At 63.7% G+C, this 25853-nt stretch carries 23 protein-coding genes; 11 read left to right on the top strand and 12 right to left on the bottom strand.

What is annotated here, in order from left to right; all coding sequences use genetic code 11:
* Positions 1-45: 45 nt before the first annotated feature.
* Complete coding sequence (locus tag HHA01_RS02370; protein WP_246053785.1) at positions 46-1032, bottom strand: metal ABC transporter solute-binding protein, Zn/Mn family; 987 nt, start codon at positions 1030-1032, stop codon at positions 46-48.
* Between the two features lie 203 nt (positions 1033-1235).
* On the opposite strand from HHA01_RS02370, the gene HHA01_RS02365 reads away from it, so the two are divergent.
* Positions 1236-1874: a PRC-barrel domain-containing protein gene (locus HHA01_RS02365; RefSeq protein ID WP_141317502.1), complete on the top strand. Its 639-nt coding sequence runs from the start codon at positions 1236-1238 to the stop codon at positions 1872-1874.
* 86 nt (positions 1875-1960) lie between these two features.
* Here HHA01_RS02365 and HHA01_RS02360 read toward each other — a convergent pair whose 3' ends face one another.
* The 5 genes from HHA01_RS02360 to HHA01_RS02340 form a co-directional block, all read right to left on the bottom strand.
* Positions 1961-2758, bottom strand: coding sequence for an ABC transporter ATP-binding protein (locus HHA01_RS02360; protein WP_141317501.1), 798 nt, complete (start codon positions 2756-2758; stop codon positions 1961-1963).
* A 1-nt stretch (position 2759) separates the two neighbouring features.
* On the bottom strand, positions 2760-3860 hold the full coding sequence (locus tag HHA01_RS02355) for a FecCD family ABC transporter permease (protein ID WP_141317500.1): 1101 nt from the start codon (positions 3858-3860) through the stop codon (positions 2760-2762).
* A 7-nt stretch (positions 3861-3867) separates the two neighbouring features.
* A complete protein-coding gene (locus HHA01_RS02350) occupies positions 3868-4860 on the bottom strand; it encodes a FecCD family ABC transporter permease (RefSeq protein ID WP_246053784.1) in 993 nt (330 codons plus the stop codon).
* Between the two features lie 11 nt (positions 4861-4871).
* The gene (locus tag HHA01_RS02345; RefSeq protein ID WP_170214818.1) at positions 4872-5828 is read right to left on the bottom strand and encodes an ABC transporter substrate-binding protein; all 957 of its coding nucleotides are present in this window, start codon (positions 5826-5828) and stop codon (positions 4872-4874) included.
* Positions 5829-5918: 90 nt separating this feature from the next.
* Positions 5919-7901, bottom strand: coding sequence for a ligand-gated channel protein (locus HHA01_RS02340; protein WP_141317498.1), 1983 nt, complete (start codon positions 7899-7901; stop codon positions 5919-5921).
* Positions 7902-8097: 196 nt separating this feature from the next.
* On the opposite strand from HHA01_RS02340, the gene HHA01_RS02335 reads away from it, so the two are divergent.
* From HHA01_RS02335 to HHA01_RS02290, 10 genes are all read left to right on the top strand, one after another.
* Complete coding sequence (locus HHA01_RS02335; protein ID WP_141317497.1) at positions 8098-9018, top strand: LysR family transcriptional regulator; 921 nt, start codon at positions 8098-8100, stop codon at positions 9016-9018.
* A gap of 165 nt (positions 9019-9183) precedes the next feature.
* Entirely contained in the window at positions 9184-9396 is a 213-nt protein-coding gene (locus HHA01_RS02330; RefSeq protein ID WP_141317496.1) for a DUF1656 domain-containing protein, read from the top strand.
* Between the two features lie 5 nt (positions 9397-9401).
* Entirely contained in the window at positions 9402-10265 is an 864-nt protein-coding gene (locus tag HHA01_RS02325; RefSeq protein WP_141317583.1) for an efflux RND transporter periplasmic adaptor subunit, read from the top strand.
* Between the two features lie 5 nt (positions 10266-10270).
* Entirely contained in the window at positions 10271-12322 is a 2052-nt protein-coding gene (locus HHA01_RS02320) for an FUSC family protein (RefSeq protein ID WP_141317495.1), read from the top strand.
* A 49-nt stretch (positions 12323-12371) separates the two neighbouring features.
* A complete protein-coding gene (locus HHA01_RS02315; RefSeq protein WP_141317494.1) occupies positions 12372-13247 on the top strand; it encodes an AEC family transporter in 876 nt (291 codons plus the stop codon).
* 69 nt (positions 13248-13316) lie between these two features.
* Entirely contained in the window at positions 13317-14513 is a 1197-nt protein-coding gene (locus HHA01_RS02310; protein WP_141317493.1) for a PQQ-dependent sugar dehydrogenase, read from the top strand.
* Between the two features lie 142 nt (positions 14514-14655).
* Complete coding sequence (locus HHA01_RS02305) at positions 14656-15858, top strand: quaternary amine ABC transporter ATP-binding protein (RefSeq protein ID WP_141317492.1); 1203 nt, start codon at positions 14656-14658, stop codon at positions 15856-15858.
* Between the two features lie 5 nt (positions 15859-15863).
* A complete protein-coding gene (locus HHA01_RS02300; RefSeq protein ID WP_141317582.1) occupies positions 15864-16694 on the top strand; it encodes an ABC transporter permease in 831 nt (276 codons plus the stop codon).
* Between the two features lie 67 nt (positions 16695-16761).
* A complete protein-coding gene (locus tag HHA01_RS02295; protein ID WP_141317491.1) occupies positions 16762-16947 on the top strand; it encodes a hypothetical protein in 186 nt (61 codons plus the stop codon).
* Positions 16948-17288: 341 nt separating this feature from the next.
* Entirely contained in the window at positions 17289-18950 is a 1662-nt protein-coding gene (locus HHA01_RS02290; RefSeq protein WP_141317490.1) for a BCCT family transporter, read from the top strand.
* Positions 18951-19138: 188 nt separating this feature from the next.
* Here HHA01_RS02290 and HHA01_RS02285 read toward each other — a convergent pair whose 3' ends face one another.
* The 6 genes from HHA01_RS02285 to hfq all read right to left on the bottom strand — a co-directional run bounded on the left by HHA01_RS02285 (position 19139) and on the right by hfq (position 25730).
* Positions 19139-20434 carry an adenylosuccinate synthase gene (locus tag HHA01_RS02285; protein ID WP_141317489.1) on the bottom strand — a complete coding sequence of 432 codons (1296 nt, stop codon included), beginning with the start codon at positions 20432-20434 and terminating at the stop codon, positions 19139-19141.
* Between the two features lie 66 nt (positions 20435-20500).
* On the bottom strand, positions 20501-21697 hold the full coding sequence (locus tag HHA01_RS02280; protein WP_141317488.1) for an ATP phosphoribosyltransferase regulatory subunit: 1197 nt from the start codon (positions 21695-21697) through the stop codon (positions 20501-20503).
* 224 nt (positions 21698-21921) lie between these two features.
* The gene (gene hflC / locus HHA01_RS02275; protein WP_141317487.1) at positions 21922-22809 is read right to left on the bottom strand and encodes a protease modulator HflC; all 888 of its coding nucleotides are present in this window, start codon (positions 22807-22809) and stop codon (positions 21922-21924) included.
* Position 22810: 1 nt separating this feature from the next.
* The gene (gene hflK / locus HHA01_RS02270; protein WP_141317486.1) at positions 22811-24034 is read right to left on the bottom strand and encodes an FtsH protease activity modulator HflK; all 1224 of its coding nucleotides are present in this window, start codon (positions 24032-24034) and stop codon (positions 22811-22813) included.
* Positions 24035-24156: 122 nt separating this feature from the next.
* On the bottom strand, positions 24157-25470 hold the full coding sequence (hflX, locus tag HHA01_RS02265) for a ribosome rescue GTPase HflX (protein WP_141317485.1): 1314 nt from the start codon (positions 25468-25470) through the stop codon (positions 24157-24159).
* Positions 25471-25478: 8 nt separating this feature from the next.
* Positions 25479-25730, bottom strand: coding sequence for an RNA chaperone Hfq (gene hfq / locus HHA01_RS02260; RefSeq protein ID WP_141317484.1), 252 nt, complete (start codon positions 25728-25730; stop codon positions 25479-25481).
* Between the last annotated feature and the right edge of the window lie 123 nt (positions 25731-25853).

The raw sequence follows: 25853 nt of genomic DNA, 5'->3' as shown, positions 1-25853 counted from the left end.
TTGAGTCGTGGGAATAACGCATGGCGGTGAAGTGCCTGGCAGGCGTCAGGAGGAGGAAATCCCCCAGCGCGCCGCCCAGTCATCCAGGGCCCGGGGCAGTGCCGGTGTCTTGCCGCCCAATGACTCGACGATATGCTGTGTATTGCGGTACAGCATGCCGATATAGGTGCCATCCAAGGTGCCCGTCTCACCCATGGCGTCCGAGTATAGCTGGCTGCCGATCGACACCTCGTGCCCCTGTTGCCGAGCCGCTTCGATCACCGCCTGGACGGTGCGTGGGCTGATGGTGCTCTCGACGAAGACAGCCGGCACCTCGCGCTCGACCACGACATCGGCCATCCGGCGGATGTCGGCCACGCCGGTTTCGGTGGCGGTGCTGAGACCCTGGATGCCGGCTACCTCGATACCATAGGCGCGACCATAATAATTGAAGGCATCGTGGGCGGTCACCAGGATACGCTGCTGCTCGGGAATGCTGGCGATACTCTCCTTCACCCACTGATGCAGGGCCTCGAGCTGGGCAACATAGGCCTCGGCATGATCCTGAAAGCGCGTCTCGCAGGCCGGGCGCTGCTGGCTCAGCGCATCCGCCACGGTCGGCACGATGCGCGACCAGAGTGAGACGTCCATCCACAGGTGTGGGTCAAGGCCGTATTCATCCTGGGTGGTGATGAGCTCGTCGACGTCGGTCGACGCAGGCGCCACGCCAATGGTCGGCCGGGTCTCGCCCAGGCGCTCCAGCACATCACCGAGCTGCCCTTCCAGGGAGTAACCGGAGTAGAAGATCATCTCGGCCGCCTGAAAGATCGAGACGTCACGCGCGCTGGCCCGATACAGGTGCGGGTCGACACCGGGGCCCATGAGAGTGGTGACCGTGACACATTCGCCACCCACCTGCTGCACGATATCGCCCACCATGCCGGTGGTGGCCACGGCATTGATCGGTTCGGGCGACGCCTCCTGTGCCTGGGCGGGAGCCGCCAGGCATGTCGCCGCCATCAGGGTCGCCCCTGCCATCCATCGAGCTGTCATCCTGCCCTCCGAGCGTCTCGCGCCAGTTGAAGCGTGCATGTATAGCATTCGCCCTCTTCCCGAGTAAAAGCGCCATCTTCCATCAAGGTGATAAACCCGGTCGATAACAGCGTTCCATGCTTCGTCGGGAACTCATGACCTTTTTCGGGGCCCAAGGCATTGCCGATATCAACCATGATATCAAGGATCAAGGAGAGACCCGCATGACACTACCCAATACGCTATCCCCTGCCCTGCGCCCGGCTCTGCTGGGTGCCGGCCTGCTGTTCACGGCGACGCTCTCGGCCACGGCCATGGCGGCGCCGCAAGGGCTGTACTCCACCGACGAGCTGCTGGATGCCAACGTCTACGCCAAGTCGGACGACAGCCAGTCCATCGGCGAGGTCGAGGACGTGCTGCTGAATGACGAGATGCGCATCCATGCCCTGGTGGTCGATACCGGCAACCTGCTCGACATGGGCGATAAACAGTACGTCGTGGGCGTTGATGACTTCACCGTCGAGACACGCAACGGCGACAAGCTGGATGCCATCCAGTACCGCGTCCACCTCGACCTGGACGCCGAGGCCGTCAGCCAACAGCCGGAATACACCGACACCTGGTGGAGCAACGCCCGCCAGAGCCTTCAGCAGGCGTGGAAGAATACCAAACAAGGCGCCAGCAGCGCCTGGGAAACCACGCAATCCACGGCCAGCAGCCTGCTCGACAAGGCCGGTGGAGCCCTGGAATCGTTCGGCGAACAGACCCAGGAGGCCGCCGGTGAAGCTGCGGGTGCCACCGAAGAAGCAGCCGACTCGGCCGGCGACGTGACCCAGGACAGCGCGCAAGACACCGCTCAGTAACCCCGTCACCCTTGCCACTGCGACCTGACGGCATTCCGGGCCCGGCCATGACTGGCCGGGCCCGTTCATTGCCGCCGGCCGCCCGGTCAGCGGCGGATGCGACGCATCCCGGTGAGTATCGGCGCTCCGCTATCGGGGTCATGCAGCAGGCTACAGTCCACGCCATACAGCTCGCGCACCAGGTCGCGTGTCACCACCTCGCCGGGCGGCCCCGCGGCGATGATGCGACCATCACGCATGGCCACCAGATGGTCGGCGTAGCGGCAGGCAATCGGCAGGTCGTGAAGCACCATGGCCAGAGTCCGACCCTGATCGGCCAGCTCGCGGACCAGCTCGAAGACCTCCAGCTGGTGTCCCAGATCGAGTGCCGAGGTGGGTTCATCGAGCAGCAGCAGCGAGGTCTGCTGGGCGATGATCATGGCGATCCAGGCGCGCTGCCGCTGACCGCCGGAAAGCGATTCCAGCGGTCGCTCGGCCAGCGCGTGCAGATCCGCGGCTGTCAGGGCCTCATCGACGATGCGCCGGTCTTCCGACGACCATTGCTGCAACCAGCTCTGGTGAGGCTGACGGCCGAAGCCGATCAGTTCGGCGACGGTCAGCCCCTCAGGTGCCCTCGCCTCCTGAGGCAGGAGCGCCAGTCGCCGGGCCAGCTCGCGCGCCGGCAGCCGCACGATCGCGCTGCCGTCGAGCAGCACCTGCCCGCCCTGCGGGGCATGCAGCCGCGCCAACCCCGCCAGCAGGGTCGACTTGCCACAACCGTTGGGGCCAACGATGGCCGTGACCCGCCCGGCCGGCAGTTGCAGGTTGAGGTCGACCACCACCGGGTTGCGGTCGTGGGCCAGGGTCAGGTCCCGGGCTTCGAGGCAAGAAACAATGCCATTCATCTCAGGCAACTCCATGACGGCGTGGGCGAATCAGGATCCACAACAACCAGGGACCGCCCACGACGGCGGTGACAATACCCACCGGAATCTCCAGTGGTGCGAGCATCAGGCGGCCGGCCAGGTCGGCGAGCACCATGATCAGGGCACCGGCCAACGCCGAGGCAAGCACCGGCACCCGGCGTGGCGAGGCCAGATGACGCGCCAGCTCCGGGCCGATGAGCCCGACCATGCCCACCGGCCCGGCCACGGCCACGGCGAGCGCCGTCAGCACCACCGAGGTGCTCAGCACCTGCACCCGCCTGAGCCCGAGCCGCGTGCCCAGGCTGCGCGCCACGGACTCGGAAAAACCCATCAGGCGCAGCGAACGGCTCAAGGCCAGCGCGGCCGGCAAGCCCAGTGCCAGACCTAGAGCCAGCAGCCGGACGGCGCCTTCAGGCCGCGCGCTCAACGACCCCACTGTCCAGGGATAGGCGGCATTGGCGACATCGATGGCCACGCGCGCCAGCAGCAGATTGGTGATGGCACCGAAGACCGCCCCCACACCGATCCCGGCGACGATGAAGCGATACCCCTGGGTGCCGCCTCCCAATGCCAGGCCGAAGGTCAGCACGGTGGCGGTGGCCGCCCCGGCCAGCGCCATGGCCGGCGGCGCCATGCCGACACCGAGCCCTACCACCGAGGCCACGGCGAAGGCCGTGGCACCATTGTCGATGCCGATGATCCCCGGCGTGGCCAAGCGATTGGCCGCCAGGGTCTGCATCAGGCAGCCGGCCAGGGCAAAGGCGGCGCCGGTCGCCAGGGCGGCGCCCAGCCGGGGCAGGCGCAGCGCGGCCACCAGAAAGTTGGCTAGACCTTCACCTTGGCCCTGCAGGACGGCCAGCACTTCCAGGGGCGACAGATGGCGTTCCCCCAGACACAGATACGTCAGGCTGGCCGCCAACAGGGCGGCCAGCAGCAACAGCTTGGCCGCCAGGGTGCGCCGGTCGAGCAGCACGCTGACATGGCCCCAAGCCAGGCGATGGGTGCCAGCCGGGGCCACCACCCGAGAAGCGGAGACCGACCGATGGCGCCGAGAAGACGAGGATAATACCGTCAGACTCATGGGGTTCCTATAACGTCGGCAGGCGACGACGCCTGACCACGGCCACCAGCACCGGCGCGCCACACAGTGCCGTCAATACGCCCAGTGGCAATTCCGACGGCGCCACCACCAGCCGCGAGATGATATCGGCGCTCAATATCATCAACGGGCCGATCAGCAAGCACAGCCACAGGCTACGGCGTATGTCCGGGCCGGCCAGCGCCCGCGCCGCGAACGGCACCACCAGCCCGACGAAGGCAATGGGACCGGCAATGGCCGTAGCGCCGCCGACCAGCAGGGCGACGACCAGGATCGCCAGCAGCCGCACGCGCCCGGGGTGATGGCCGAGTCCGGCGGCCATGCGCTCGCCGAGCGCCAGCGCCGCCATGGGGCGCGCAATCAGCAGGGTGATGGCGGTGGCCAGCATGAAGCTCGGCAGCACGGCCAGCAGGTCGTCGATATCGCGCCCCGACAGACTGCCGACCACCCAGAAGCGAATCTCGTCGGCGGCGCGCTGGTCGAACATCAACAGCAGGGTCGTGAGTGCCGAGAGCAGCCCGGAAAAAGCGGCCCCGGCCAGCACCAGGCGCACCGGATCCTGGCCAAGGCCGCGCACGCGCGCCACGCCCAGCACGCAAAGACACCCCAACAAGGCACCCAACTGGGCCACCCCGATGCGCAGCGTCGCCGCCGAGGTGCCCAGCAACAGGGCGATGGCCACGGCGAAGGCGCTACCAGCGCTGACACCCAGCAGTCCCGGCTCGGCCAGCGGGTTGCGCGAGAGAGTCTGCAGCAGGGCCCCGGCGACCCCGAGGGCCATGCCCACGGCCAGCCCGACCAGGGTCCGCGAGCCACGCAGGGTGGTGACCACGAAGCGCGCCTCCGCGTCGCCCTGCCCCAGCATGACTGCCAGGGCACGCCCGGGACCGACATCGCCGGCACCCCACAGCAGGCTGGCGAAACAAACCAACAGCAGCAAGCCGGCCAGGGCAAGGGCCTGGCCGGTCAGAGGTCGTTGCATGGCGCCGCTGATCATTCGCTGTCAGGCAACAGGGCGGCCTCGATATCGTCCAGCACTGCTTGTGCGGCCAGCGGGCCGGAGGCGCTGGTCCACAGCTGGCCGTTCACGGCAAACACACGGTCACGCTGGACCACATCTAGGCGGGCAAAAGCCGGCGATTGCCGCGCAGCTTCCAGAGCTTGCCGCCCGTCGTCGTTGAGGGTGGCCAGGAACAGCAGGTCCTGGTCGACCTGCTCGAGATTCTCGAGACTCAGCGGGTCACTGTGCGGACGGCCGTCCTTGACCAGCCCGGCGTCGGTGACGTTTAACCCCACCGCCTCGAGCATCCCGGTGGCAAACAGCTCGCTCGACATGACCAGCGGCCCCTGGGGCATCCAACGCACCAGGCTAGTGGTGGTATCGCCAGGATCCAGTTGCGCCTGGAGGTCCGCGGCACGCGCCTCGACATCCGCGATGGCGGCATTCACGTCGTCGGCACGCCCCAGTGCCCTGCCGTACAGACGCGTCTCGGCCTTCCAGCCATCCGGCGAGAAGCCGTGGTTTTCCGGGACCACCGTGGGCGCCAGTTGCGAGATCAGCTGGTACTGTTCGTCACTCAGATACGGCGAGGCCAGGATCAGATCAGGGTTCTGGGTGGCAATGGCCTCGAGATTGAATTCACGGCTGGTGCCGACCATGGCGATATCCGGCACCTGATCACTCAGGTACTCGGCCACGCCGTCGCCGCCGCGCGTGGCGACAGCCGCCAGCGGTGTCACCCCGGCCGCCAGGGAAGCATCCAGGGCGCCCTCGTAGAGGGTCACCACGCGCTCCGGCTGGCCTTCGATCTCGATCTCGCCATGGGCCGTCTCCAGGCTGCGCGCCTGGGCCGACGCAGGCGCCATGGCCAGCGTGGAGGCGGCCAGGCCCAGCGTCAGGCCGGCCAGCAGGCGTCCCTGACGGGGAGCAGTGATTGGCAGTAATGACATGGGTTACTCCTTGGAGGGTGGAAACATAATGAGTCTTAAAAGCGCTGGCATGCCGGGTTCCTGCCACGCGCCGTTGCGCCCCGTCCTGCGTCAGAAATCGACGCTCAGGCCGAGCCAGGCGCGGCGACCGTCTGCCACATAGCCATACTCTTCGGCGGTGACGGACTCATCGAAGAGGTTGTAGATGCCGACGTTGAGGGTGGCGTTTTCCGTCATGTCGTAGCCGATGCCGGTGTCGACGAAGGTGTAGGACGGTGCCACCAGGGCGCTCTGCGAGGGGCCGGTCGTCGGCTGGGTTTCTTCACCGCGATAGGTCAGGCGCGTCCACTGACTCAACCGGTCGCTGGCCTGCCAGTCCAGGGTGGCCGAGACCTCGTGCTCGGGTAGCTGCGTCAAGGGCTCGCCCGCGTATTCGCCAGTCTTCTGCTCGGAGTCGGTGTAGGTATAGCTGGCCGTCAGTTCCAGGCTGTCGGCGAGTGGCGCCGACAGCGACAACTCGGCGCCACGCGTTACCGCCTCGTCGATGTTCTCGCGGGTATTGGTGTTGAGGTCGCCGTTCTCGTCGCGATCGTATTGCGTCACGGGCGGGCAGCGCACCTCGGAACGGCACGGCAGTCGGGTGATCTTGTCCTGGAAGTCGTTGTGGAACAGGGTGATACCGCCGCTCAGGCCACTTTCCCCGCTGTACAGCAACGCCAGCTCCTTGTTGAGCGAGGTTTCCGGTTCAAGGTCCGGATTGCCGTAGGTCGTGCCGCCACGGCTGATGGCTCCCCAGTCGGCGGTAATATCACGCAGGCTGGGCGAGCGGAAACCGGTCGAGACGCCACCCTTCAGGGTCCAGCTCGGCGTCATGTTCCAGACGCTGTACAGCCTTGGACTCAGGTGGCTGCCGTAGTTCTCGTCGTCATCCAGGCGCAACCCGCCGGTCAGCGACCAGTCGCGGGTCACCATCCACTCGTCCTCGGCGAACAGGGCCCACTGGGAGCTTTCGATCTGTGAGCGATCCGAGATCTGGTTGGATGTCGCATCTTCCAGCTCTTCCTTCTCGTAACTGGTACCGAGAGTCAGGATATGAGCGCCCAGCGGCATCACCAGCGAAGTCTTGGCAGTGGTATTGGTGATTTCCATTTCACGGCTCTTGTTCTCCGTGACTTCACGCTGCACCTGGGTATCGGTGGTGCCGATATCCCAGCGCCCTTCGTGCGACACCGCTACATGTTGCCGGGTGTGCTCACTGTAGGTGTCCTCACAGCCGCCGCGACACCCGGCGCTGGCCACACTGCGACCGACATGGCCTTCGCGGGTCTGTTCGGTGGTACCGGCTTCCACGGCCAGGTCGTGATCGGCATTGGGCGTAAATGTCAGACGGCCGGTCAGGCTGCGCAGCGTCTTGTCCTCGTAGCCGTTGACGATGTCGTCCTCTTCCCGCGTCTTGGCACGGCCATAGACCTGAAGCCCGACCAGGTCCTTGACCAATGGGCCGTTGAGGTAAAAGTTGCCCTGGTAGCTGTCACCGGACTGGCTGTCCTGCTGCACGATGCTGTCGAGCTGGACACTGCCGCTCCAGTCCTGCGCCACCTTGCGGGTGATCACGTTGATCACCCCGCCGATGGCATCCGAGCCATACAGGGTCGACATCGGGCCGCGTACCACTTCGATACGCTCGATGGCCTGCAGCGGCGGCAGCCAGTCCTGCTCGAACCCGGCGCTGCCGTTGGGACGCGACTCGCGCGAGCTCACCGGCTGACCGTCGACCAGGATCAGGGTGTATTCGGCCGGCATGCCGCGCATGCTGATGTCATGACCGTTGTCACCACTGCCGCCGCCGGTGATGATGACCCCCGGCACATCACGCAAGGCATCCGTGACATTGCGGTAATGGCGCTTTTCCAGCTCTTCACGCGGCAGCACACTGATGGAGGCCGGCGCATTCTTGACCTGCTGCTCATAGCCAGCGGCCGTGACCACGACATCATCGAGTTGCTGCTCCTGTGTCTCCTGAGCCATGGCGCCGGAGGCGCTGAAGGCCGACACGGCGGTGACGAGCAGGGTGCGGGCGAAAGGATGGGGCATGCTCTTTGTCTCCTGATGATCCTGACCGGGAAGCTAATCTGTAATGCGAATTTTTATCGTTTAGATTGTTTCAAATTCGTTCTCCCCTGTCGTCATACATCCCGTTGCATGATTCGCAACAGCGAAGGATAATGATTTTCATCAGCGGCCGGTAGCGTATGACACGGCCTCATCTCCCGGATTCGAGAACTCCCCCATGTCTGACCTCGACGAGTTGCGTGCCTTTGCCGACGTCATGGCTTCCGGCAGCCTCACCACCAGTGCTCGCCGGCTCGGCTCCTCCAAGTCCACGCTCAGTCGGCGGCTGCATCAGCTGGAAGAGCAGCTGGGCCAGCCCCTGATGCGCCGCCAGTCCAACCGCCTGCTGCCCACCGAGGCCGGCCGCGTCTTTCACGACTACTGTCTGCGGATTCTCGCACTGGCGGATCAGGGGCATCAGGCGCTGGAGGAGCTACGCGAGGACATCAGCGGCGAACTGACCCTGGAGGTGCACGACGCCCTGGGACGCGGCTGGGTGGCCAAAACCATCGAAACCTTCATGCAGCGTTACCCCGGGGTAAGAGTCAATCTGATGATTCGCGAGCGCCTGCCCGAGATCATCTCCCCGCAGACGGTGGTGATCTGGTTCGGTGAAACGGGGGATGTGGGGCTGCGTCAGGAGACGCTGGCACTGCTGTCATGCGGTCTGTACGCGCACCCCGACTATCTGGCCCAACACGGCCGTCCTGGGCATCCTCGCGAGCTGGAGCGTTACGACTGGGTCGACCTGCTCGGCGAGGCCGAGCAGGGCCTGATGCTGCGCCACCCATACCATGGCCAGGTCGACATTCGTTCCCCGGGGTCGCGGCTGCGCGTCAACCGCCTCGTCCTGCAGTCCGATGCCATTGCCCGCGGTCAGGGGCTGGGGGTGCTGCCCAACTGGATGGCTGAGCGCCGCAATGCCGCCCACCCGGGCCAGCTGGAGCGCAGCCTGGCAAGCTGGCAGGTCTCGCCAACGCCGGTCAGTCTGCTCTATCCGCATGGCCATCAACCACGCAAGATCTCGGCCTTGCTCGACTTCCTGCGCAGCGCCCGCCCGGCCGAGTGGCAGGAGGATGTGTCACGACAGGCCAGCTAGGGACATCCTGCTTATACTTAGCCCATGTTCAAGGCATGCGGCGCCCCTGCCGCCCGGATGCCGAGGGCCGCATGAATTGCTATCATGAGTCGCCTAAGGAAACGCCCCCTGAATGCCTGCGCACGCACATCGCGGCGTTTCCCCAACCAATGAGGCAAAGAGACCATGGCCCTTCGTGAAATCGCCCTGGGCGGGATTCTGCTCTCGCCCATGCTGCTTTACGTGCTGATCGGGCTGGCCGGTGCGCTGGTGATACGCGCCGTGCTGCATCGCCTGGTGGGGGCTCGCCAGTGGTGGTTCGAGGCCTGGTTCGACACTGCCCTGTTCGTCATCTGCACGGCCGCTGCCGCATGGCCGTCCGCCACGGGACTCCTCTGATCATGATGCGCACGCTGATTCGAATCCTCGTTACCCTGGCTGTCGTGGCCGTGGCGGTCGCCGCCGGTCTCTGGCTATGGCATTACTACTTGTTCACGCCCTGGACGCGAGATGGCCGGGTGCGTGCCAATGTCATCACCATCGCGCCTGACGTATCGGGCCGCGTGGTCGCGCTGCCGGTTGCCGATAACCAGCACGTCAGTCAGGGCGAGACGCTGTTTCGGATCGACGATACGCGCTATCAGACCGCCCTGGAGAAAGCTCAGGCAGTCGTCGAGCAGCGCGCAGCCGAGCTGGAACTGAGTCAACATGAAGCCTCACGCCGCAATCGACTGAGCCGTCAGGCGATCAGCGCGGAAAGCCAGGAAACCGCCCGCATCAATAGCCAGGTCGCCGCCGCTCAGCTCAAGCAGGCCCGGAGCAATCTGGAGAGCGCTCGCACCGACCTGAAACGCACCACGGTCGAGGCACCGGCCGACGGCCAGGTACTCAACCTTCAGCTCGCCGTGGGCAACTATGTCAATGCTGGTACTCCTGTCATGGCGCTGGTCAAGGCCGGCTCTTTCTATGTCACCGGTTATTTCGAGGAAACCAAGATGCCTTCCATTCAGGTCGGTGACCCGGCCCGGATCATCCTGATGAGCGGCGATACCGAACTGCGCGGGCATGTAAAAAGCATCGGCGGTGGCATCGCCGACCCCAACGCCTCGACCAACGCGCAGTTGTTGCCCCAGGTGGAGCCGACCTTCAGCTGGGTGCGCCTCGCCCAACGCATTCCGGTGCGCATCGCTCTCGATGAGATTCCCGAGGACACCACCCTGAGCGCCGGCATGACGGCCACGGTGCGCATCACCGACAACGCGGAGTAAGTTGGATGTCGCCCTGGCTGCAAGCCTATCTGACCCCCGGCAGTCAGGCCGTGAAGTTTGCCGTCAAGGCGACCCTGGCCATGCTGCTGGCGCTTTATGTGGCCTTGTGGTGCGACCTGGAACGACCCTACTGGGCGCTGATCTCGGCGGCATTCCTGCAGATACGTCCGATGAGCGGCATGGTCGTCGAAAAGGGCTTGAGCCAGGTCGCCGGCACCGTGGTCGGCTGTGCCGCCGGCATGCTCATCATGGGGCTATTCGTTCAGGCACCGATCCCGGCGCTGGTGATGCTGACGCTGTGGATCATGCTGTGCACCTATGGCAGCTCCCTGCTGCGCAACAACGCCTCCTACGGCTGCATCATGGGCGCCGTCACCGCCATGCTGATCGTGGTGATCGGCGCCAAGCAGCCGGATGGCATCTTCGGCATCGCCGTGGCTCGCCTTTCCGAGCTGGCGCTGGGTGCCATCTGCGCCACTCTGGTCAGCTCCCTGTTGTGGCCGATCAAGGTGCGTGACCACCTGGGGCAACAGGCCGATGAGGTGGTCAACCAGGCCTTTCATCACGCCAGCTTGCGCCTCGCCGACACCAGCGATGTCGAGATGCTCCAGTCCACCCTGACGGCTAGCCTGGAGCCTCTCACTCAGCTCGAGACCGATAGCCAGGCGGCGCGCTATGAAGGCCCCGAGGGGCCGGGTCGCATTCGTGCCAGCCATGTGCTGACACGCCACAGCCTGCGCCTGATGGCCAGCCTGCATGCCCTTCAGCAGCTGCTCCACCACCACGGCGAGCGCCTCGACCCCGCCATTCACCGGCTGGCCGACGAGATCGCCGACGGCTTTCGCCTCGCCGCTGAATCCAGTGGTGTCGGCCAGGCCCAGCGACGCCTGCAGGAACTTCGCCGGCGGGTGCTCGACTGCCCCGACCAGGAGGCATCGCCGCTGCAGCTGCGTGTGCTCATCGGCCTGCGCGAAACCCTGGGCCACGCGCTGATCATGCTCGATGCCCGGGATAGCCTGTCACGGCCCGCCGGCAAACGCTTGCGCGGCGCGGCCCTCGCCTGGCATCGCGATCATCTGACGGCTGGCTTGAATGCCCTGCGGGCCGGCCTTATCTTCGTCGCTCTGGCCAGCCTGTGGATCGCTACGGCCTGGAACAATGGCCAGGTGGCCATGCTGCTCGGCACTCTGTTCTCGGCCTTCTTCGCCAGCCGTGACAATCCGGTGATGATCTGCATGATGTTCGCCAAGGGCATGCTGGCAGCCATCCCCAGTGCCTTTGTGTTCGGGCATGTGTTGCTGGCCCAGGCCAATGGCTTTGTGATGCTGGCAATGATCTTTTTGCCGCCTCTGTTTCTGGGCCTGCTGGGCGCCGCCAACCCGCGCCTGATGGGCTACTGCCTGGCCTTCACCATCGGCAACATCCTGCTGACCATGCCCGGCAATGGCATGGATTTCTCCTTCGAAAGCTTCATCAACCGTGCCATCGCCGTCATGGTGGGCCTGGCCACCGTGGTCAGCGGGTTTCGACTGCTGCCCGGCTTCGGCTCAAGCCTGCGCAAGCAGCGCCTGGTCAAGGCCATCGCCCATGACCTGCGACGACTGCCGAAGCGCCCGATTCATGAAGCGGAAACGTACTTCATCGGCAGCATGGCCGACCGCCTGCTGCAACTGGCTCGGCACGACGACGTACTCCCGGAAGACCAGCGACACCTGTTCACCCTGGGGCTCACCGGCCTGGATATCGGCTATGCCTGTCTCCAGCTCCGCCGACGCCTGGACGACCTGACGGACCCGGCAGTGCATCGCGCCCAACGCCGTTTTTTCGCGGCACTGGCCCAAGCCTACCAGGATAGCGCCAACGGACGTGCTTGCAGTGAAGTACGCCCCGCCGGCGAGGCCCTGGTCGTGGCACTGAATCATCAGCCTTCACTGGACGAACGCCACCGTGCCCTATTGGCGGGACTGGTGGAACGCCTCGATCTATCACTGCAACGCCAGTCGGAGCGGGCCGGGGCATCCCGACTGGCGGCTGCCACTCGAGCCGGGCCAGCCTGAGGCCCCCGGGTCGCGACCATACTCGCGCTCATACTTGTCTGGAGACACCATGTACGCTCAACTCTTTGCCGTCATGGCACCGGTGCTCGCCGGTGCCGGCCTCGGGTTCACCTGGGTCCGGCTCGGCCATGACTATCCGGTGGCCTTCGTTACTCGGCTGGTCTTCAATATCGGCACCCCCTCGCTGGTGCTGGCCTCCCTGGCCGGGGCCGAGATCGATGCCAGCAGTTTCGGTCGCACCATGCTGGCTGCCGCCCTGGTCATCACCTGCATGGCGGGCGCCGCCTTCCTGCTGGCTCGCCTGCTGGGCAAGGACTGGCGGGTCATGCTGTCCCCGGCCATGTACCCCAACACCGGCAACATGGGCCTGCCGGTGGTGCTCTATGCCTTCGGCGAGGCCGGCTTTGCCTTTGGCATCACTGTCATGGTGACGGTGTCGCTGTTCCAGTTCACCCTGGGCACCATGCTGGCCAGCCGTGGCAACCCCCTGAAGTCCCTGGCCAAGACGCCGACGGTCTATGCCATCCTCCTCGCCCTGGCGCTGTTGCTGACCGATACCGAGCTGCCGCTCTGGCTGGCCAACAGTGTCGATCTAATATCCGGGCTGACCGTGCCCTTGATGCTGATCACCCTGGGCGTCTCGCTGGCCAGCATCAGGGTCAACAACCTGCGTTCGGGCATCGGTTTCAGCCTGCTGCGCATTCCCCTGGCGGCGTCGATCGCCTGGGGGATCGGCAGCCTGCTGGCCCTGCCGCCCATGGCGCTGAGCATTCTGGTGCTGCAGATGAGCATGCCGGTCGCGGTCTTCAACTATCTGTTTGCCCAGCGCGCCAAGCGCGAGCCCGAATACGTGGCCAGCCTGGTGTTCTGCTCGACGCTGCTGTCGCTGATCTATCTGCCCATCATGCTGGCCATCCTCATGTAATCCGGCTGCCACACAGTCAACGCTTTGCCCCTCTATACTGGGCCAGTATGGGCGCTTTTTGGAGGACGCATGCGTGCACTGACGAGCCGGTCGCTGGCCGGCCTGCTACTCTCGGCCGGCCTGAACGCCCAGGCCGACACCACCATCGAGACCCGGGCGTTGACGCTCTGCCTGACGCCTGTCGCCTCGGGTCTGGAGCAGCCCTGGAGCCTGGCTCCCCTGCCCGACGGCCGCTTTCTGGTCAGCGAGCGTGCGGGCCAGCTCAAACTGGTGAGCGCCGATGGCGACGTCACCCGCGTTTCCGGGGTACCGGAGGTATCGGCCCGCGGCCAGGGGGGCTTGCTGGATATCGCCCTGCACCCCCAGTTCGGCAGCGACGAGACTGACGATGGCGCACATGACTGGGTCTACTTCACCTGGAGTCGGCCCGGCGACACTGGCAGCGCCACCAGCCTCTCCCGTGCCCGGCTCGAGGAGACCCGCCTGGTCGACCTGGAGCATCTCTTCACCCAGAACCGCTTCTCCGCGGCAGGCCGCCACTATGGCTCACGCCTGGCCTGGCTCGATGACGGCACCCTGCTGATGAGCATCGGCGACCGCGGCATGGAGCCCGAACGCGCCCAGGACGGCAGCGATCATGCCGGCAGCTTCCTGCGCCTCACCGCCGAGGGCGAGCCCGCCGTGGACAACCCTTTCGCCGATGACGACAGCATCGCCGACGCGATCTACACCCTGGGCCATCGTAATCCCCAGGGCCTGGTGGTCTCCGAGGACGGTACGGCCTGGTCTACGGAACACGGTCCGCGCACCGGCGATGAATTAAACCGTCTGACCGCTGGCGAGAACTACGGCTGGCCCACCGTCAGCCTGGGCCGGGACTACGCCACCAACCAACCGATTGGCCTGGACAGCGCCCCCGGGATGCAGGATCCGCTGCATGTCTTCGAGGGGCGCTTCGCGCCTTCCGGCCTGGCCCAGGTGACCTCCTCTCCCTTCGGGGCCTGGCAGGGCGACTTCCTGGCCGGTGGACTGAGCAGCGAGCGGCTGGTGCGGCTTACGCTGAAGGCCCGCGACGAGGTGGCGCGAGAAATCGTCCTGGACGGGGAAATCGGTCGCATTCGGGACGTCCGGCAGGCAGACGATGGGGCCATCTACTTGCTGAATGACAGTCCCACCGGTAGCCTCTTCCGTTTGTTGCCGCTGAATCCCGGGCAGCAAGCGACCGCATCATGCGCCGCAACCGGACCCAAAACAAAAACTAACTAGCTGATAAAAAGGGAATTATAAAAATTAAAACAATATAACACTCAGGCACGAGAACCATGCAGCGCCAACATCAGCCTCCTTACATTCATCAGGCTTTCTCGTCTCTCGGGATCGAGGGAGAAAAGCCACCAAGGACACATCCATGAGTGACAACCGAAACGTCAAGATTCGGGTCCGTAGCCTGAGCAAGGTCTTCGGCAGTCAGCCAAAGAAAGGGCTCGAGCTACGCGACCAGGGCCTCAAGCGCCCGGAAATCCTCGACAAGAGCGGCCAGACACTGGGGCTGTCCAACATCGATTTTGATGTTCACGAGGGTGAACTTCTGGTCATCATGGGCCTCTCCGGTTCGGGCAAGTCGACCCTCATTCGCTGCCTGAACCGCCTGATCGAGCCAACCGAGGGGGAAATCGTCATTGACGGCGAGAATATCCCCAGCCTCAAGGAGAAGGAACTGCTGGAATGCCGGCGCCGCCACTTCTCCATGGTGTTCCAGAACTTCGCCCTCTTCCCCAACCGCACCGTGCGTCAGAACGCCGAATTCGGCCTCGAGGTGCGCGGTGTCGCGCCTGACGAGCGCCGTGATGCGGCACAGAAGTCCCTCACCCAGGTCGGCCTGGAGGGCTGGGAAGATGCCTATCCCAATCAGCTGTCCGGGGGCATGCAGCAGCGTGTCGGCCTGGCACGTGCACTGGCCAACGATGCCACGGTGCTGCTGATGGACGAGGCCTTCTCGGCCCTCGACCCGCTCATCCGTGGCGACATGCAGCAAGAGCTGCTGGCGCTGCAGCATCGCATGCAGAAGACCACCGTCTTCATCACCCACGATCTCGACGAGGCACTGACCATCGGTGATCGTATCGTGCTGCTCAAGGATGGCGAGGTGGTGCAGATCGGCACACCCGAGGAGATCCTGACCAAGCCGGCGGACGACTATGTGCGGCGCTTCATCGAGGGGGTCGACAAGTCACGGATCCTGACCGCCGAGAGTGCCATGCGCAAGGTGCGTTCCACGGCCCGCCACACGGATGGGCCACGCACCGCCCTGCGCAAGATGCGCGAATACAGTATCGACTCGATCTATATTCTCGACCAGGAGCGCCGCCTGATCGGTCTCGTCGATGCCGACAGTGCCAGCCAGGCCTATGAGCAGGGCAAGGACAAGGTGACGGATGTCATGACACAGGAATTCCGCACCGTGAAGCGGGATGAACCCCTTCACAACCTCTTTGCCATGTTCCACGACAACCATTTCCCCATCGCCGTGGTGGACGATGACCATGTGCTGCAGGGCGTTGTGGTCAAGGGCGCCGTCCTGGATGAACTCGCTCAGGCAGGAGAACAATAATGGCTATCGATATTCCGCGTATTCCGCTAGGCGACTGGATCGAAGGCGGCCTGAACTGGTTGACCAGTGAGTATTCCGTCGTGACGCGTGGTATTTCCCGGGTAACAGAGACGGGTATCAACTTCCTGAATGATGGCCTGATGTGGTTGCCGCCCTGGTCCCTGCTGGCCATCATCACGGCACTCTGCTGGTGGGTGGCCAATACCCGACTGGCCGTCGGGGCCGCCATCGGCATGGCGCTGATCTGGAACCTGGGCCTCTGGGACCCGATGATCCAAACCCTGACGCTGGTCGTCATCGCGACAGTGGTCGCGGTGGTCATCGCCCTGCCGGTAGGTATCGCCGCGGCGCTGTCCGAGCGGCTCTACAAGGCCATCATGCCGGTGCTGGACTTCATGCAGACCATGCCGGCCTTCGTCTATCTGATTCCGGCCATTCCCTTCTTCGGTATCGGCTCGGTCTCGGCGATCTTCGCTACGGTAATCTTCTCCATGCCGCCGGCCATTCGCTTCACGACCCTGGGCATTCGCCAGGTGCCGGTGGAGCTGATCGAAGCCGCCGACGCCTATGGCGCGACCCGTGGCCAGAAGCTGGTCAAGGTGCAGTTGCCGATGTCGTTGTCAACGGTCATGGCCGGCATCAACCAGACCATCATGCTGGCCCTCTCCATGGTGGTCATCGCCGCGATGATCGGCGCCGATGGCCTGGGCAGCGAAGTTTGGCGCGCCATCCAGCGCCTGCGTCCGGGAGACGGTTTCGAGGCCGGCATCGCGGTAGTGATCCTGGCGATGATTCTGGATCGCGTCACCCAGTCACTGCGCAAGTCCGGCAAATAACCGGCAAGGCTTCCGCTAGGCGTCACCAAGCGTCGGGCCGATGCCTGAACCAAGGGAGGCACTCTGCGTGCCTCCCCGTTTTTTGCGTCAGACGCTGCAGCAGCCGGGTACGACGCATAAAGAAGTTCAATACATAAAACGCTTCATCAAGAATTATTTATTGAATGGCCTTGAAAAGCGACCAAATCGCGACATGAATGTGCTGGCAGCGCCGGATGGTGTCGCCAAGCGCAGACGCGCGAGGTTCGAATGATGTAAGCTCCCTGTTCGCTGGATAGCGATGGATGAAGAAAAGCCGTTGAAAAGACGCAGATTCTCAACCATCGTCAAACAGGCGGATGTGTCGTGTAATCGTGGACGACGACGCAAGAAGGACTGACATCACCGAGCAGAGTCGGGTGTCACTGAATGGATCGGTAGGGAGTCTTCATCGAGTGTGATCGGATGACGCTGCTCTTCTTCGATAACGGTGTGTGCGGAGTCTCTCGGATGTTGAGAGGTGAACGCCACCTTTGGCGAAGCGTCAGCCGTGCGTGGAAAGCACGATTGACGCTTCTCCTCTAACGCGAATCGACGTCAACAAGGAGAAGTCCCGTGACGAACGACGATAAAGCCAAAGAGGCCAATGCGGGGTCCGAAGGCATTCCTGCTCCGGATGGGCCCGCAAACCTGATTGATACCGATTACGTCATTGGTCAGGACAACATCACCGGCCGCAAATTCGGGGTGGACATGGACCTTCACGGCAAGGTCTTTACTATCTCCTCGCTGGTGATCCTGTTCTTCGTGATCGCTACGCTAGCCATGCAGAACCAGGTTGAACCGTTGTTCAATGCTATTTTCAGCTTCCTCACCGGTAATCTAAGCTGGTTCTTCCTGCTGGCGGCCAATATCTTCGTGATCCTCGCCATCGCGTTGATCTTCACGCCCATGGGTAAGGTGCGAATCGGCGGCGCCAATGCCACACCGGACTTCAGCTACGCGGGTTGGTTCGCCATGCTGTTTGCCGCCGGCATGGGCATCGGCCTGATGTTCTATGGCGTCTCCGAGCCGATGACTCACTTCGGCACCGCCATGAGCGGCACCTCAATGGAAAACGGTGTACGCACGGACTGGGCTCCCCTGGGCGCCGCCGCCGGTGACCAGCAAGGTGCCATTACGCTGGCCATGTCGGCGACGATTTTCCATTGGGGCCTGCACCCCTGGGGAATCTATGCCGTGGTTGCACTGGCCCTTGCCTTGTTTTCCTACAACAAGGGTCTGCCGCTGACCATGCGCTCGATCTTCTACCCGGTTCTGGGTGAGCGCGTCTGGGGTTGGGCCGGCCACATCATCGATATCCTGGCGGTATTCGCCACGCTGTTCGGGCTGGCCACGTCGCTGGGGCTGGGTGCTTCCCAGGCCTCGGCGGGGCTTGGCTATCTGTTCGGCGTACCCGATACCGATTCCACCATGGTATTGCTGATCCTGGGCATCACGGTTGTGGCCCTGGGCTCGGTGGTGCTGGGTGTCGACAAGGGCGTACAGCGCCTGTCGCAGCTCAACATGGCACTGGCATTCCTGCTGCTGCTGTTCGTCATTGTGGTTGGGCCAACCCTGATGATCGCCACGGGCTTCTTCGAGAACCTGATGGCCTATGTGGTCAACCTGCCAGCCCTGTCCATGCCCTTCGGACGCGAGGACGCCAACTTCAGCCAGGGTTGGACCGCCTTCTACTGGGCCTGGTGGATCTCCTGGTCGCCGTTCGTCGGTATGTTCATTGCGCGGGTCAGCCGTGGCCGCAGCGTGCGTGAGTTCCTGATTGCCGTACTGCTGGTGCCATCCGTCGTTTCGGTGCTGTGGATGACCGCCTTTGGTGGTACAGCCATCGACCAATACATCACTGATGGCTTCGAGGGTGTAAAGAATGCGGCATTGGAGCTGCAGTTGTTCACCATGCTCGGCCAGCTGCCGTTAACTAGCATCACCTCTTTCGTCGGTATCGTGCTGGTGATGGTGTTCTTCATCACCTCCTCGGACTCCGGTTCGCTGGTGATCGACTCCATCACCGCCGGCGGCAAGGTCGACGCGCCAACATCTCAGCGAGTGTTCTGGTGCCTCATCGAGGGGGCCATCGCCATTGCCCTGTTGCTGGGTGGCGGCCTCACGGCACTGCAGACCGCAGTCATCACGACCGGTCTGCCCTTCACGCTGGTACTGCTGGTAGCCTGCTACTCCATCGTCAAGGGCTTGATGAGCGAGCCCAAGAGTGTCTGAAGCGCGCCCCTGACTCACGAGCCAGACGCGTGAAAGACGACGACGCCCCGCCCTGTGCGGGGCGTCGTCGTTGGTACAGGCCAAAATGACACGGCCTGACCAGCAGGCCCTCACGAAAACGCCGCCCCCGGAGATTCCGGTGGGCGGCGTTGCGGGTTCAGCGCTGCCGGTCTGGGTCGAGGGCGCGCTTACTCGGCGAAGGGATTGCGCAACACGATGGTCTCGTTGCGGTCCGGGCCCGTAGAGATGATATCGATGGGGGTGCCCACCTGCTCCTCGAGGAACCGGATATAGGCGCGTGCATTGGCCGGCAGCTCATCGAGGCCCTTGACACCGATGGTCGACTCATTCCAGCCCGGCAAGTCCTCGTAGACCGGCTCGATGGCTTCATAGCCTTCCGAGTCCACCGGCGCATCCAGCACTTCGCCATCCTTGCTGCGGTAGCCGACACAGACCCGGATGTTCTCGAGGCCATCCAGCACGTCCAGCTTGGTCAGACACAGGCCGGAAACCGAGTTGATCTGCACGGCATGGCGCAGGGCCACGGCATCGAACCAGCCACAGCGACGCGCCCGACCGGTCGTGGCACCGAATTCGTGGCCCTTCTCGGCCAGGTGGCGACCGTACTCGTCGAACAGCTCGGTGGGGAAAGGCCCGGAACCGACTCGCGTCGTGTAGGCCTTGGTAATCCCCAGCACGTAATCGAGATACAGGGGCCCGACCCCCGAACCGGTTGCCGTGCCGCCGGCGGTGGTGTTGGAGCTGGTGACGAATGGATAGGTGCCGTGGTCGATGTCCAGCAACGAGCCCTGAGCCCCCTCGAAGAGGATGTTCTCACCGGCCTTGCGTACCTCATGGACCAGGCTCACGGTATCGCAGACCATGTCGCGCAGCTCGTCGGCCATGCGCATGGCCTCGTCGAGCACTTCCTGGAAGTCGACCGCTGGCTCGCCGTGATACTTGGTGAGCACGAAGTTGTGATAGTCCAGGACCTCGCCCAGCTTGGAAGCAAAGCGCTCACGATGCAGAATATCGCCCAGACGCAGGCCGCGACGCGCCACCTTGTCTTCGTAGGCGGGTCCGATACCGCGCCCAGTTGTTCCGATCTTGGCCACGCCACGGGCCTTCTCGCGCGCCTGGTCGAGACGCACGTGATACGGCAGGATCAGCGGACAGGCAGGCGACAGGCGTAGCCGCTCGCGTACCGGCACACCCTTGTCTTCCAGCTCGCGAATCTCTTCGATCAGGGCTTCCGGGGACAACACCACCCCGTTCCCGATCACGCATGTCTTGTCGTCGCGCAGAATGCCCGAGGGAATGAGGTGGAGTACCGTCTTCTCGCCATCGATGACCAGGGTATGACCGGCGTTGTGCCCGCCCTGGAAGCGAACCACGGCATCGGCGGACTCGGTCAGCAGGTCCACCACCTTGCCCTTGCCTTCATCACCCCACTGGGTGCCCAGTACGACTACGTTCTTGCCCATAGTGTCTCGTCTCTCGTTGCTGCCGCCGGCGATCGGCCGGAATCGAATATAAGGCGTCACCCGGACTCAGGTCGGGTCCTCGGAGGACGGCAGGTCGGTCACCCGCCAACCCTCGGCCTGCCGCACCAGCTGACGTTGACATTGATGCTGCTCGGGGCCGGTACACTGTCCCGGCAGGGCCTGAACCACGCGCTCACCCTGCTCGCGCAGTTGCCTGACGGCCTCGGCCAGGCCTTCGCCCTCGGCAGGCGCCCAGATGCCGCCTTCCCGGCGTGAACTCGGTGCCAGACCAGCCAGCAGCTTGAGTTCCAGCGAAAAGCCGGTCGCGGGACGCGCACGACCAAAGGCACGTCCGGTGTCATCATAGCGGCCACCCTTGGCCAGTGCGTGGCCGAAGCCCGGCACGAAGGCCGAGAACATCATGCCGGTGTGGTATTGGTAGCCTCTCAGCTCGGCCAGATCGAAGTAGAACTCGACCTCCGGATGCTGAGCCGCCACGCCCTGATAAAGCAAGCGCAATTGGTCCAGCGCGTCGCCTACCGCCTGGGGCGCCTCGGCGAACACCTCGCGGGCTTCATCGAGCACTTCCGGTCCGCCGTGCAGAGTCACCAGTGAGCGCAGCATCTCGGCCAGCAACGGGTCGCCGACGCTATACTCGACACAGCTGGCCAGTTCACCCGGGGATTTCAGCTCCAGGGCTTTGAAGACGGCTCGCTCCTGGTCGGCGGACAATTCGGCGGCTTCCACCAGGCTACGATAGATGCCGATATGCCCCAATGCCAGATGCACTTCCCGGGCTCCGGCCACGGAGAGGCTGGTCAAGGCCAGGCGCAGGACCTCAAGGTCGGCTTCCAGACCGGCATGGCCGAAGAGTTCCAGGCCGACCTGGACCGGGCTGCGACCGGCCTGATACTGGTCCGGCTTGGCGCGCAGCACATTGGCGCAGTAGCAGAGCCTGACCGGGCCCTGGCGCTTGAGCGAGTGAGCATCCATGCGCGCCACCTGCGGCGTGACATCCGCACTGGCGCCCATCATGCGCCCCGTCATCTGATCGGTGAGCTTGAAGGTCTGGAGTTCCAGCTCGGTACCCGTACCGGTCAGCAGGGAGTCGAGAAATTCGACGGGCGGGGGCATTACCTGGTCATAGCCCCAGCCGTAGTAGAGATCGAGCAGCGCCCGGCGCACCTCTTCCATTCGACTGGCTTGAGGCGGCAGCACTTCGTCCATGCCGTCGGGCAAGAGCCAGCGGTCAGCGATGGTCATGTCGTTCTTTCCTGCAAGACAATGGTTGGCCTGCGCGAGCCTCACATGCCGGGCATGGCAGGATGCCCGCAAAGCTCGCCGGGAGTGGAGAGCCCACAAAAAAACCGGGCCACGCCCGGTTATCCAATACTATCACGTTTGCGGTCGTGATGAACCCTGGGCGCCCATGCCGAACCGGCATCAGCGCCCTTCCTGCCGAATGGCCAACAGCCTTGCTGAACAGGTCACTCTGCGCTGCTGTGCGGCGTCGGGCTCTTGAGGTACTGGAAGAAGTCGCTGGAGGGATCCAGCACCATCATGTCACTGCCACCCTTGAAGCTCTCCCGGTAGGCCCCGAGACTGCGCCAGAAGGAAAAGAATTCCTCATTCTTGCTGTACGCCTGGGCGTAGATCTCAGCCGCTTCGGCATCGCCTTCACCGCGCAGTGTTTCCGCGCGAGCCCTGGCCTGGGCAAGCAGCACTTCTCGACGACGGTCCGCATTGGCGCGGATGCGCTCGGCCTCTTCCTGCCCTTGGGCACGCCATTCACGTGCTTGACGCTCGCGCTCGGAGCGCATCCGTTCATAGACCGCCGACGACACATCTTCCGGCAGATCGATACGTTTGACGCGGATATCCAGAATGGCGACACCCAGCTCATCACGCATCAACTTGTCGAGTTCCTGGGTCGGCCCTGTCATCAGGTCATCCCGTTTTTCGGAGATGATCTGAGACAGATTGAGTCGGCCGAATTCGTTACGCAGGCTCTCGTCGACGCGCGGTTGAATCAGGCGCACTGCCTGCATCTCGTCACCGCCTGTTGCCTCGTAGTACTGGGTCGGATTGACCACTTGCCACTGCACGTAGGAATCGACGATAACGGCTTTCTGTTCGAGCGTGAGATAACGGCTGGGCTCGGTATCCAACGTCCGGACGCGTGTATCGAAGGTGCGCACCGTATGAGTGATCGGCACCTTGAAATGCAGCCCGGGTTCGATGCCCTTTTCGACGATGTTGCCAAAACGCAACTTGATCGCACGTTCGGTTTCATCGACCACATACAGGCTATTGCTCGCCAGCCAGGCAGCGGCGGCCAGTCCACCGACGATTAGCAGAGAACGATTATTGAACATTTCAGCGACCCTCCCTGAGCGCGCCGTCGTTGTTGCCGGAACGGCTCGAGCTGGATGAGGACTCGGTATTCTGCAGACGCTGCAGTAACTGAGGATCGACCTTCACCTGGGACGACTGCCCACTGGTGCTGCTTGCGTTGCTCTTGAGCTTGTCCATTGGCAATACCATCAGCGGGCTCTGCTCGGAAACGTCTACCATGACCTTCGGGGTTCCGCTGTAGACCTCGGACAAGGTGTCAAGATAAAGCCGTTCACGCATGATATCCGGGGATTTTTCATATTGCGTGAGTAGCGCATTGAAGCGGTTGGCCTGGCCTTGCGCTTCGGCAACGACGGATTCACGATAGCCCTGCCCCTGCTCGATGATTCGCTGTGCCTGACCCTGGGCGGCGGGGATCACCGCATTGGCATACGCCATGGCCTGGTTAATGGCCCGCTGGCGATCTTCTCGAGCGCGGATGACGTCATCGAAGGCATCCTGCACGGCATCGGGCGGTGAAGTCGACTCGACGTTGAGAGTCTGCAGCATGATGCCGGTACCGTAGCTGTCCAGGTAGGTCTGCAAGCGGCTGCTGACCGAGTTGCCGAGGATTTCGCGGCCCGAGGTCAGGATATCGATCATGTCGGTACCGCCCACCACGTGGCGCAGCGCCGAATCCAGCGCATTCTCGAGACTGAGCTCGGGATTGCGCACATTGAGCACGTAATCACGCGGTTTAGCGACCTGGTACTGGGCCGAAATTTCCACCGAAACGATGTTTTCATCCTGGGTCAGCATGGATTGGGTCTGGCTGATGGAGCGCACCCGCGTCACATTGACCATGCGCACATCGTCGATCAACGGCGGATTCCACTGCAGGCCCGGCGTCACGGTTTCCTGATACTTGCCGAACCGCAGCACCACACCCCGTTCGGCCTGGTCGACCAGGTAGAACCCCGAAGCCGCCCAGATGGCCAGTGCCACGATCAGCAGCAGTCCCGGCAGGGTAAAGGCATTACGTGGCTTGCCACTGCCGCCGCTGCCATTACCGTTGCCGCCACGTTTGCCGCGCCCGCCCAACATGTTGTTGAGCTTGTTCTGAAATTTCTTCAGTGCCTCGTCGAGGTCCGGAGGGCCTTGATTGCCGCCCCCCTTGCCACCGTCGCCACTGCCGTTGCCACCACGGCGGCCACCACCACTCCAGGGGTCATGCTGGTTGCCGCCACCAGGCTCATTCCAGGCCATACGTCGTCTCCAATATACGTTGCATGCCGCCGCGTTCGGACTTTGCAGCGGGCATCGTTGCGCTCCTTATGGCATCAACCGGGAGGGCTTGGCAACACCGGTCCATGCGCGAAGGCGACTCACTACTCCCAAACCGGGCCTTCTTGCAGCTCGCGCGGCAGGTAATCATCGGCTCGCTCGCCGAGACGCGCCATCAGTTGCATGAAGTCGCGCCTCGGCAGACGAACCTCGAGCAGCGTGTGTCCTTGCTCGTCGAAGCGTTCCTCGCGGACGGCGTTCAGCTCATGCAGGCCGGCGCGAAGTTTGCCCTGGGCAGGCGCCAGGGTCATGTCGAAATCGATGATGTCATCGGCCAGGCACTCCGTGAGTGCCTGCTCGAAGAGCTCGAGGCCGCGACCATCCTGAGCCGACAGCCAGACCGTGTCGGGCTTTCCATCGACATTGCGCTCGATGCGCGGCGCACTGTCGAAGAGGTCGACCTTGTTCATCACCTTGAGGGTCGGCACCTCCAGGGCACCGATGTCATCGAGCACCTCGTTGACCTGACTCACGTTGAGTTCGTGATCCGGGTCGGCGGCATCGATGACGTGCACCAGCAGGCTGGCTTCGGCGGCTTCCTGAAGCGTCGCCTGGAAGGCCTCCACCAGCTTGTGCGGCAGGTGACGAATGAAGCCCACCGTGTCGGCCAGCACCACCGGCCCCACGTCTTCCACTTCGAGACGCCTCAAGGTCGGGTCGAGGGTAGCGAACAGCTGGTCTGCCGCATAGACCCGGGATTGCGTCACGGCGTTGAACAACGTTGACTTGCCGGCGTTGGTGTAACCGACCAGGGAAATGCTCGGAATCTCGGCCCGCGAACGCGCCCGTCGATTCTGACCGCGCTGACTACGCACCTTGTCCAGGCGCTTGTGTATCGCCTTGATGCGACCACGCAGCAGACGACGGTCGGTCTCGAGCTGGGTTTCCCCGGGGCCGCGCAGGCCGATGCCGCCCTTCTGACGCTCCAGGTGCGTCCAGCCACGTACCAGTCGCGTGGACATGTACTCCAGCTGGGCGAGCTCCACCTGCAGCTTGCCTTCGTGAGTCCGCGCACGCTGCGCGAAGATGTCGAGAATCAGCCCCGTACGATCCAGCACACGGCACTTCAGCGACTGCTCGACATTACGTTCCTGAGAGGGGCTGAGCGCGTGATTGAAGATCACCAGTTGCGCCTTGTGCACTTCCAGTGCCTCACGCACTTCTTCCAGCTTGCCCGACCCGATGAAGGAGCGGGGATCGGGCCGACCTCGGCTTCCCGTCAGCAGCGTGGCCGGCTCCGCGCCGGCCGAGCGCACGAGCTCGAGGAATTCACCGGAATCCTCGCGCTCGCTTTCGTCCTGGAAATCCACATGGACGAGAACCGCCGTTTCACCGGCGTCGGGACGTTCAAAAAACAATCAGTACCTCACGCATCGCTTTCCGGCTGCCCGGCGACATCACTGGCCGGCAGACGAACGTTGCGCGACGGTACGACCGTGGAGATGGCGTGCTTGTAGACCATCTGACTGACCGTATTGCGCAGCAGGATGACGAACTGGTCGAAGGATTCGATCTGGCCCTGCAGCTTGATGCCATTGACCAGAAAGATCGACACCGGAATGCGCTCCTTGCGCAGGACGTTCAGGTATGGATCTTGAAGGGACTGTCCTTTGGACATGTGGCTCTCCCTAGGTTATCTCTTATGGGGTTAATAGTATTATTGGGTGCTCACCGCCGTTTTCAAGGTGGCACTCTTCGCCCGGTATCGCCCGTCCAACCGGCCTCGTGAAACGCTCATCTT

The sequence above is a fragment of the Halomonas halmophila genome (assembly GCF_006540005.1).
GTDB lineage: Bacteria > Pseudomonadota > Gammaproteobacteria > Pseudomonadales > Halomonadaceae > Halomonas > Halomonas halmophila.
The sequence above is the reverse complement of the archived record's forward strand: the minus strand, read 5'-3'. Positions and strand labels throughout refer to the sequence as shown.

Coding starts and splice junctions, on each gene's coding strand:
- HHA01_RS02370 (WP_246053785.1), bottom strand. CDS start 1,032: ATGACAGCTCGATGGATGGCAGGGGCGACCCTGATGGCGGCGACATGC.
- HHA01_RS02365 (WP_141317502.1), top strand. CDS start 1,236: ATGACACTACCCAATACGCTATCCCCTGCCCTGCGCCCGGCTCTGCTG.
- HHA01_RS02360 (WP_141317501.1), bottom strand. CDS start 2,758: ATGAATGGCATTGTTTCTTGCCTCGAAGCCCGGGACCTGACCCTGGCC.
- HHA01_RS02355 (WP_141317500.1), bottom strand. CDS start 3,860: ATGAGTCTGACGGTATTATCCTCGTCTTCTCGGCGCCATCGGTCGGTC.
- HHA01_RS02350 (WP_246053784.1), bottom strand. CDS start 4,860: ATGCAACGACCTCTGACCGGCCAGGCCCTTGCCCTGGCCGGCTTGCTG.
- HHA01_RS02345 (WP_170214818.1), bottom strand. CDS start 5,828: ATGTCATTACTGCCAATCACTGCTCCCCGTCAGGGACGCCTGCTGGCC.
- HHA01_RS02340 (WP_141317498.1), bottom strand. CDS start 7,901: ATGCCCCATCCTTTCGCCCGCACCCTGCTCGTCACCGCCGTGTCGGCC.
- HHA01_RS02335 (WP_141317497.1), top strand. CDS start 8,098: ATGTCTGACCTCGACGAGTTGCGTGCCTTTGCCGACGTCATGGCTTCC.
- HHA01_RS02330 (WP_141317496.1), top strand. CDS start 9,184: ATGGCCCTTCGTGAAATCGCCCTGGGCGGGATTCTGCTCTCGCCCATG.
- HHA01_RS02325 (WP_141317583.1), top strand. CDS start 9,402: ATGCGCACGCTGATTCGAATCCTCGTTACCCTGGCTGTCGTGGCCGTG.
- HHA01_RS02320 (WP_141317495.1), top strand. CDS start 10,271: ATGTCGCCCTGGCTGCAAGCCTATCTGACCCCCGGCAGTCAGGCCGTG.
- HHA01_RS02315 (WP_141317494.1), top strand. CDS start 12,372: ATGTACGCTCAACTCTTTGCCGTCATGGCACCGGTGCTCGCCGGTGCC.
- HHA01_RS02310 (WP_141317493.1), top strand. CDS start 13,317: ATGCGTGCACTGACGAGCCGGTCGCTGGCCGGCCTGCTACTCTCGGCC.
- HHA01_RS02305 (WP_141317492.1), top strand. CDS start 14,656: ATGAGTGACAACCGAAACGTCAAGATTCGGGTCCGTAGCCTGAGCAAG.
- HHA01_RS02285 (WP_141317489.1), bottom strand. CDS start 20,434: ATGGGCAAGAACGTAGTCGTACTGGGCACCCAGTGGGGTGATGAAGGC.
- HHA01_RS02280 (WP_141317488.1), bottom strand. CDS start 21,697: ATGACCATCGCTGACCGCTGGCTCTTGCCCGACGGCATGGACGAAGTG.
- hflC (WP_141317487.1), bottom strand. CDS start 22,809: ATGTTCAATAATCGTTCTCTGCTAATCGTCGGTGGACTGGCCGCCGCT.
- hflK (WP_141317486.1), bottom strand. CDS start 24,034: ATGGCCTGGAATGAGCCTGGTGGCGGCAACCAGCATGACCCCTGGAGT.
- hfq (WP_141317484.1), bottom strand. CDS start 25,730: ATGTCCAAAGGACAGTCCCTTCAAGATCCATACCTGAACGTCCTGCGC.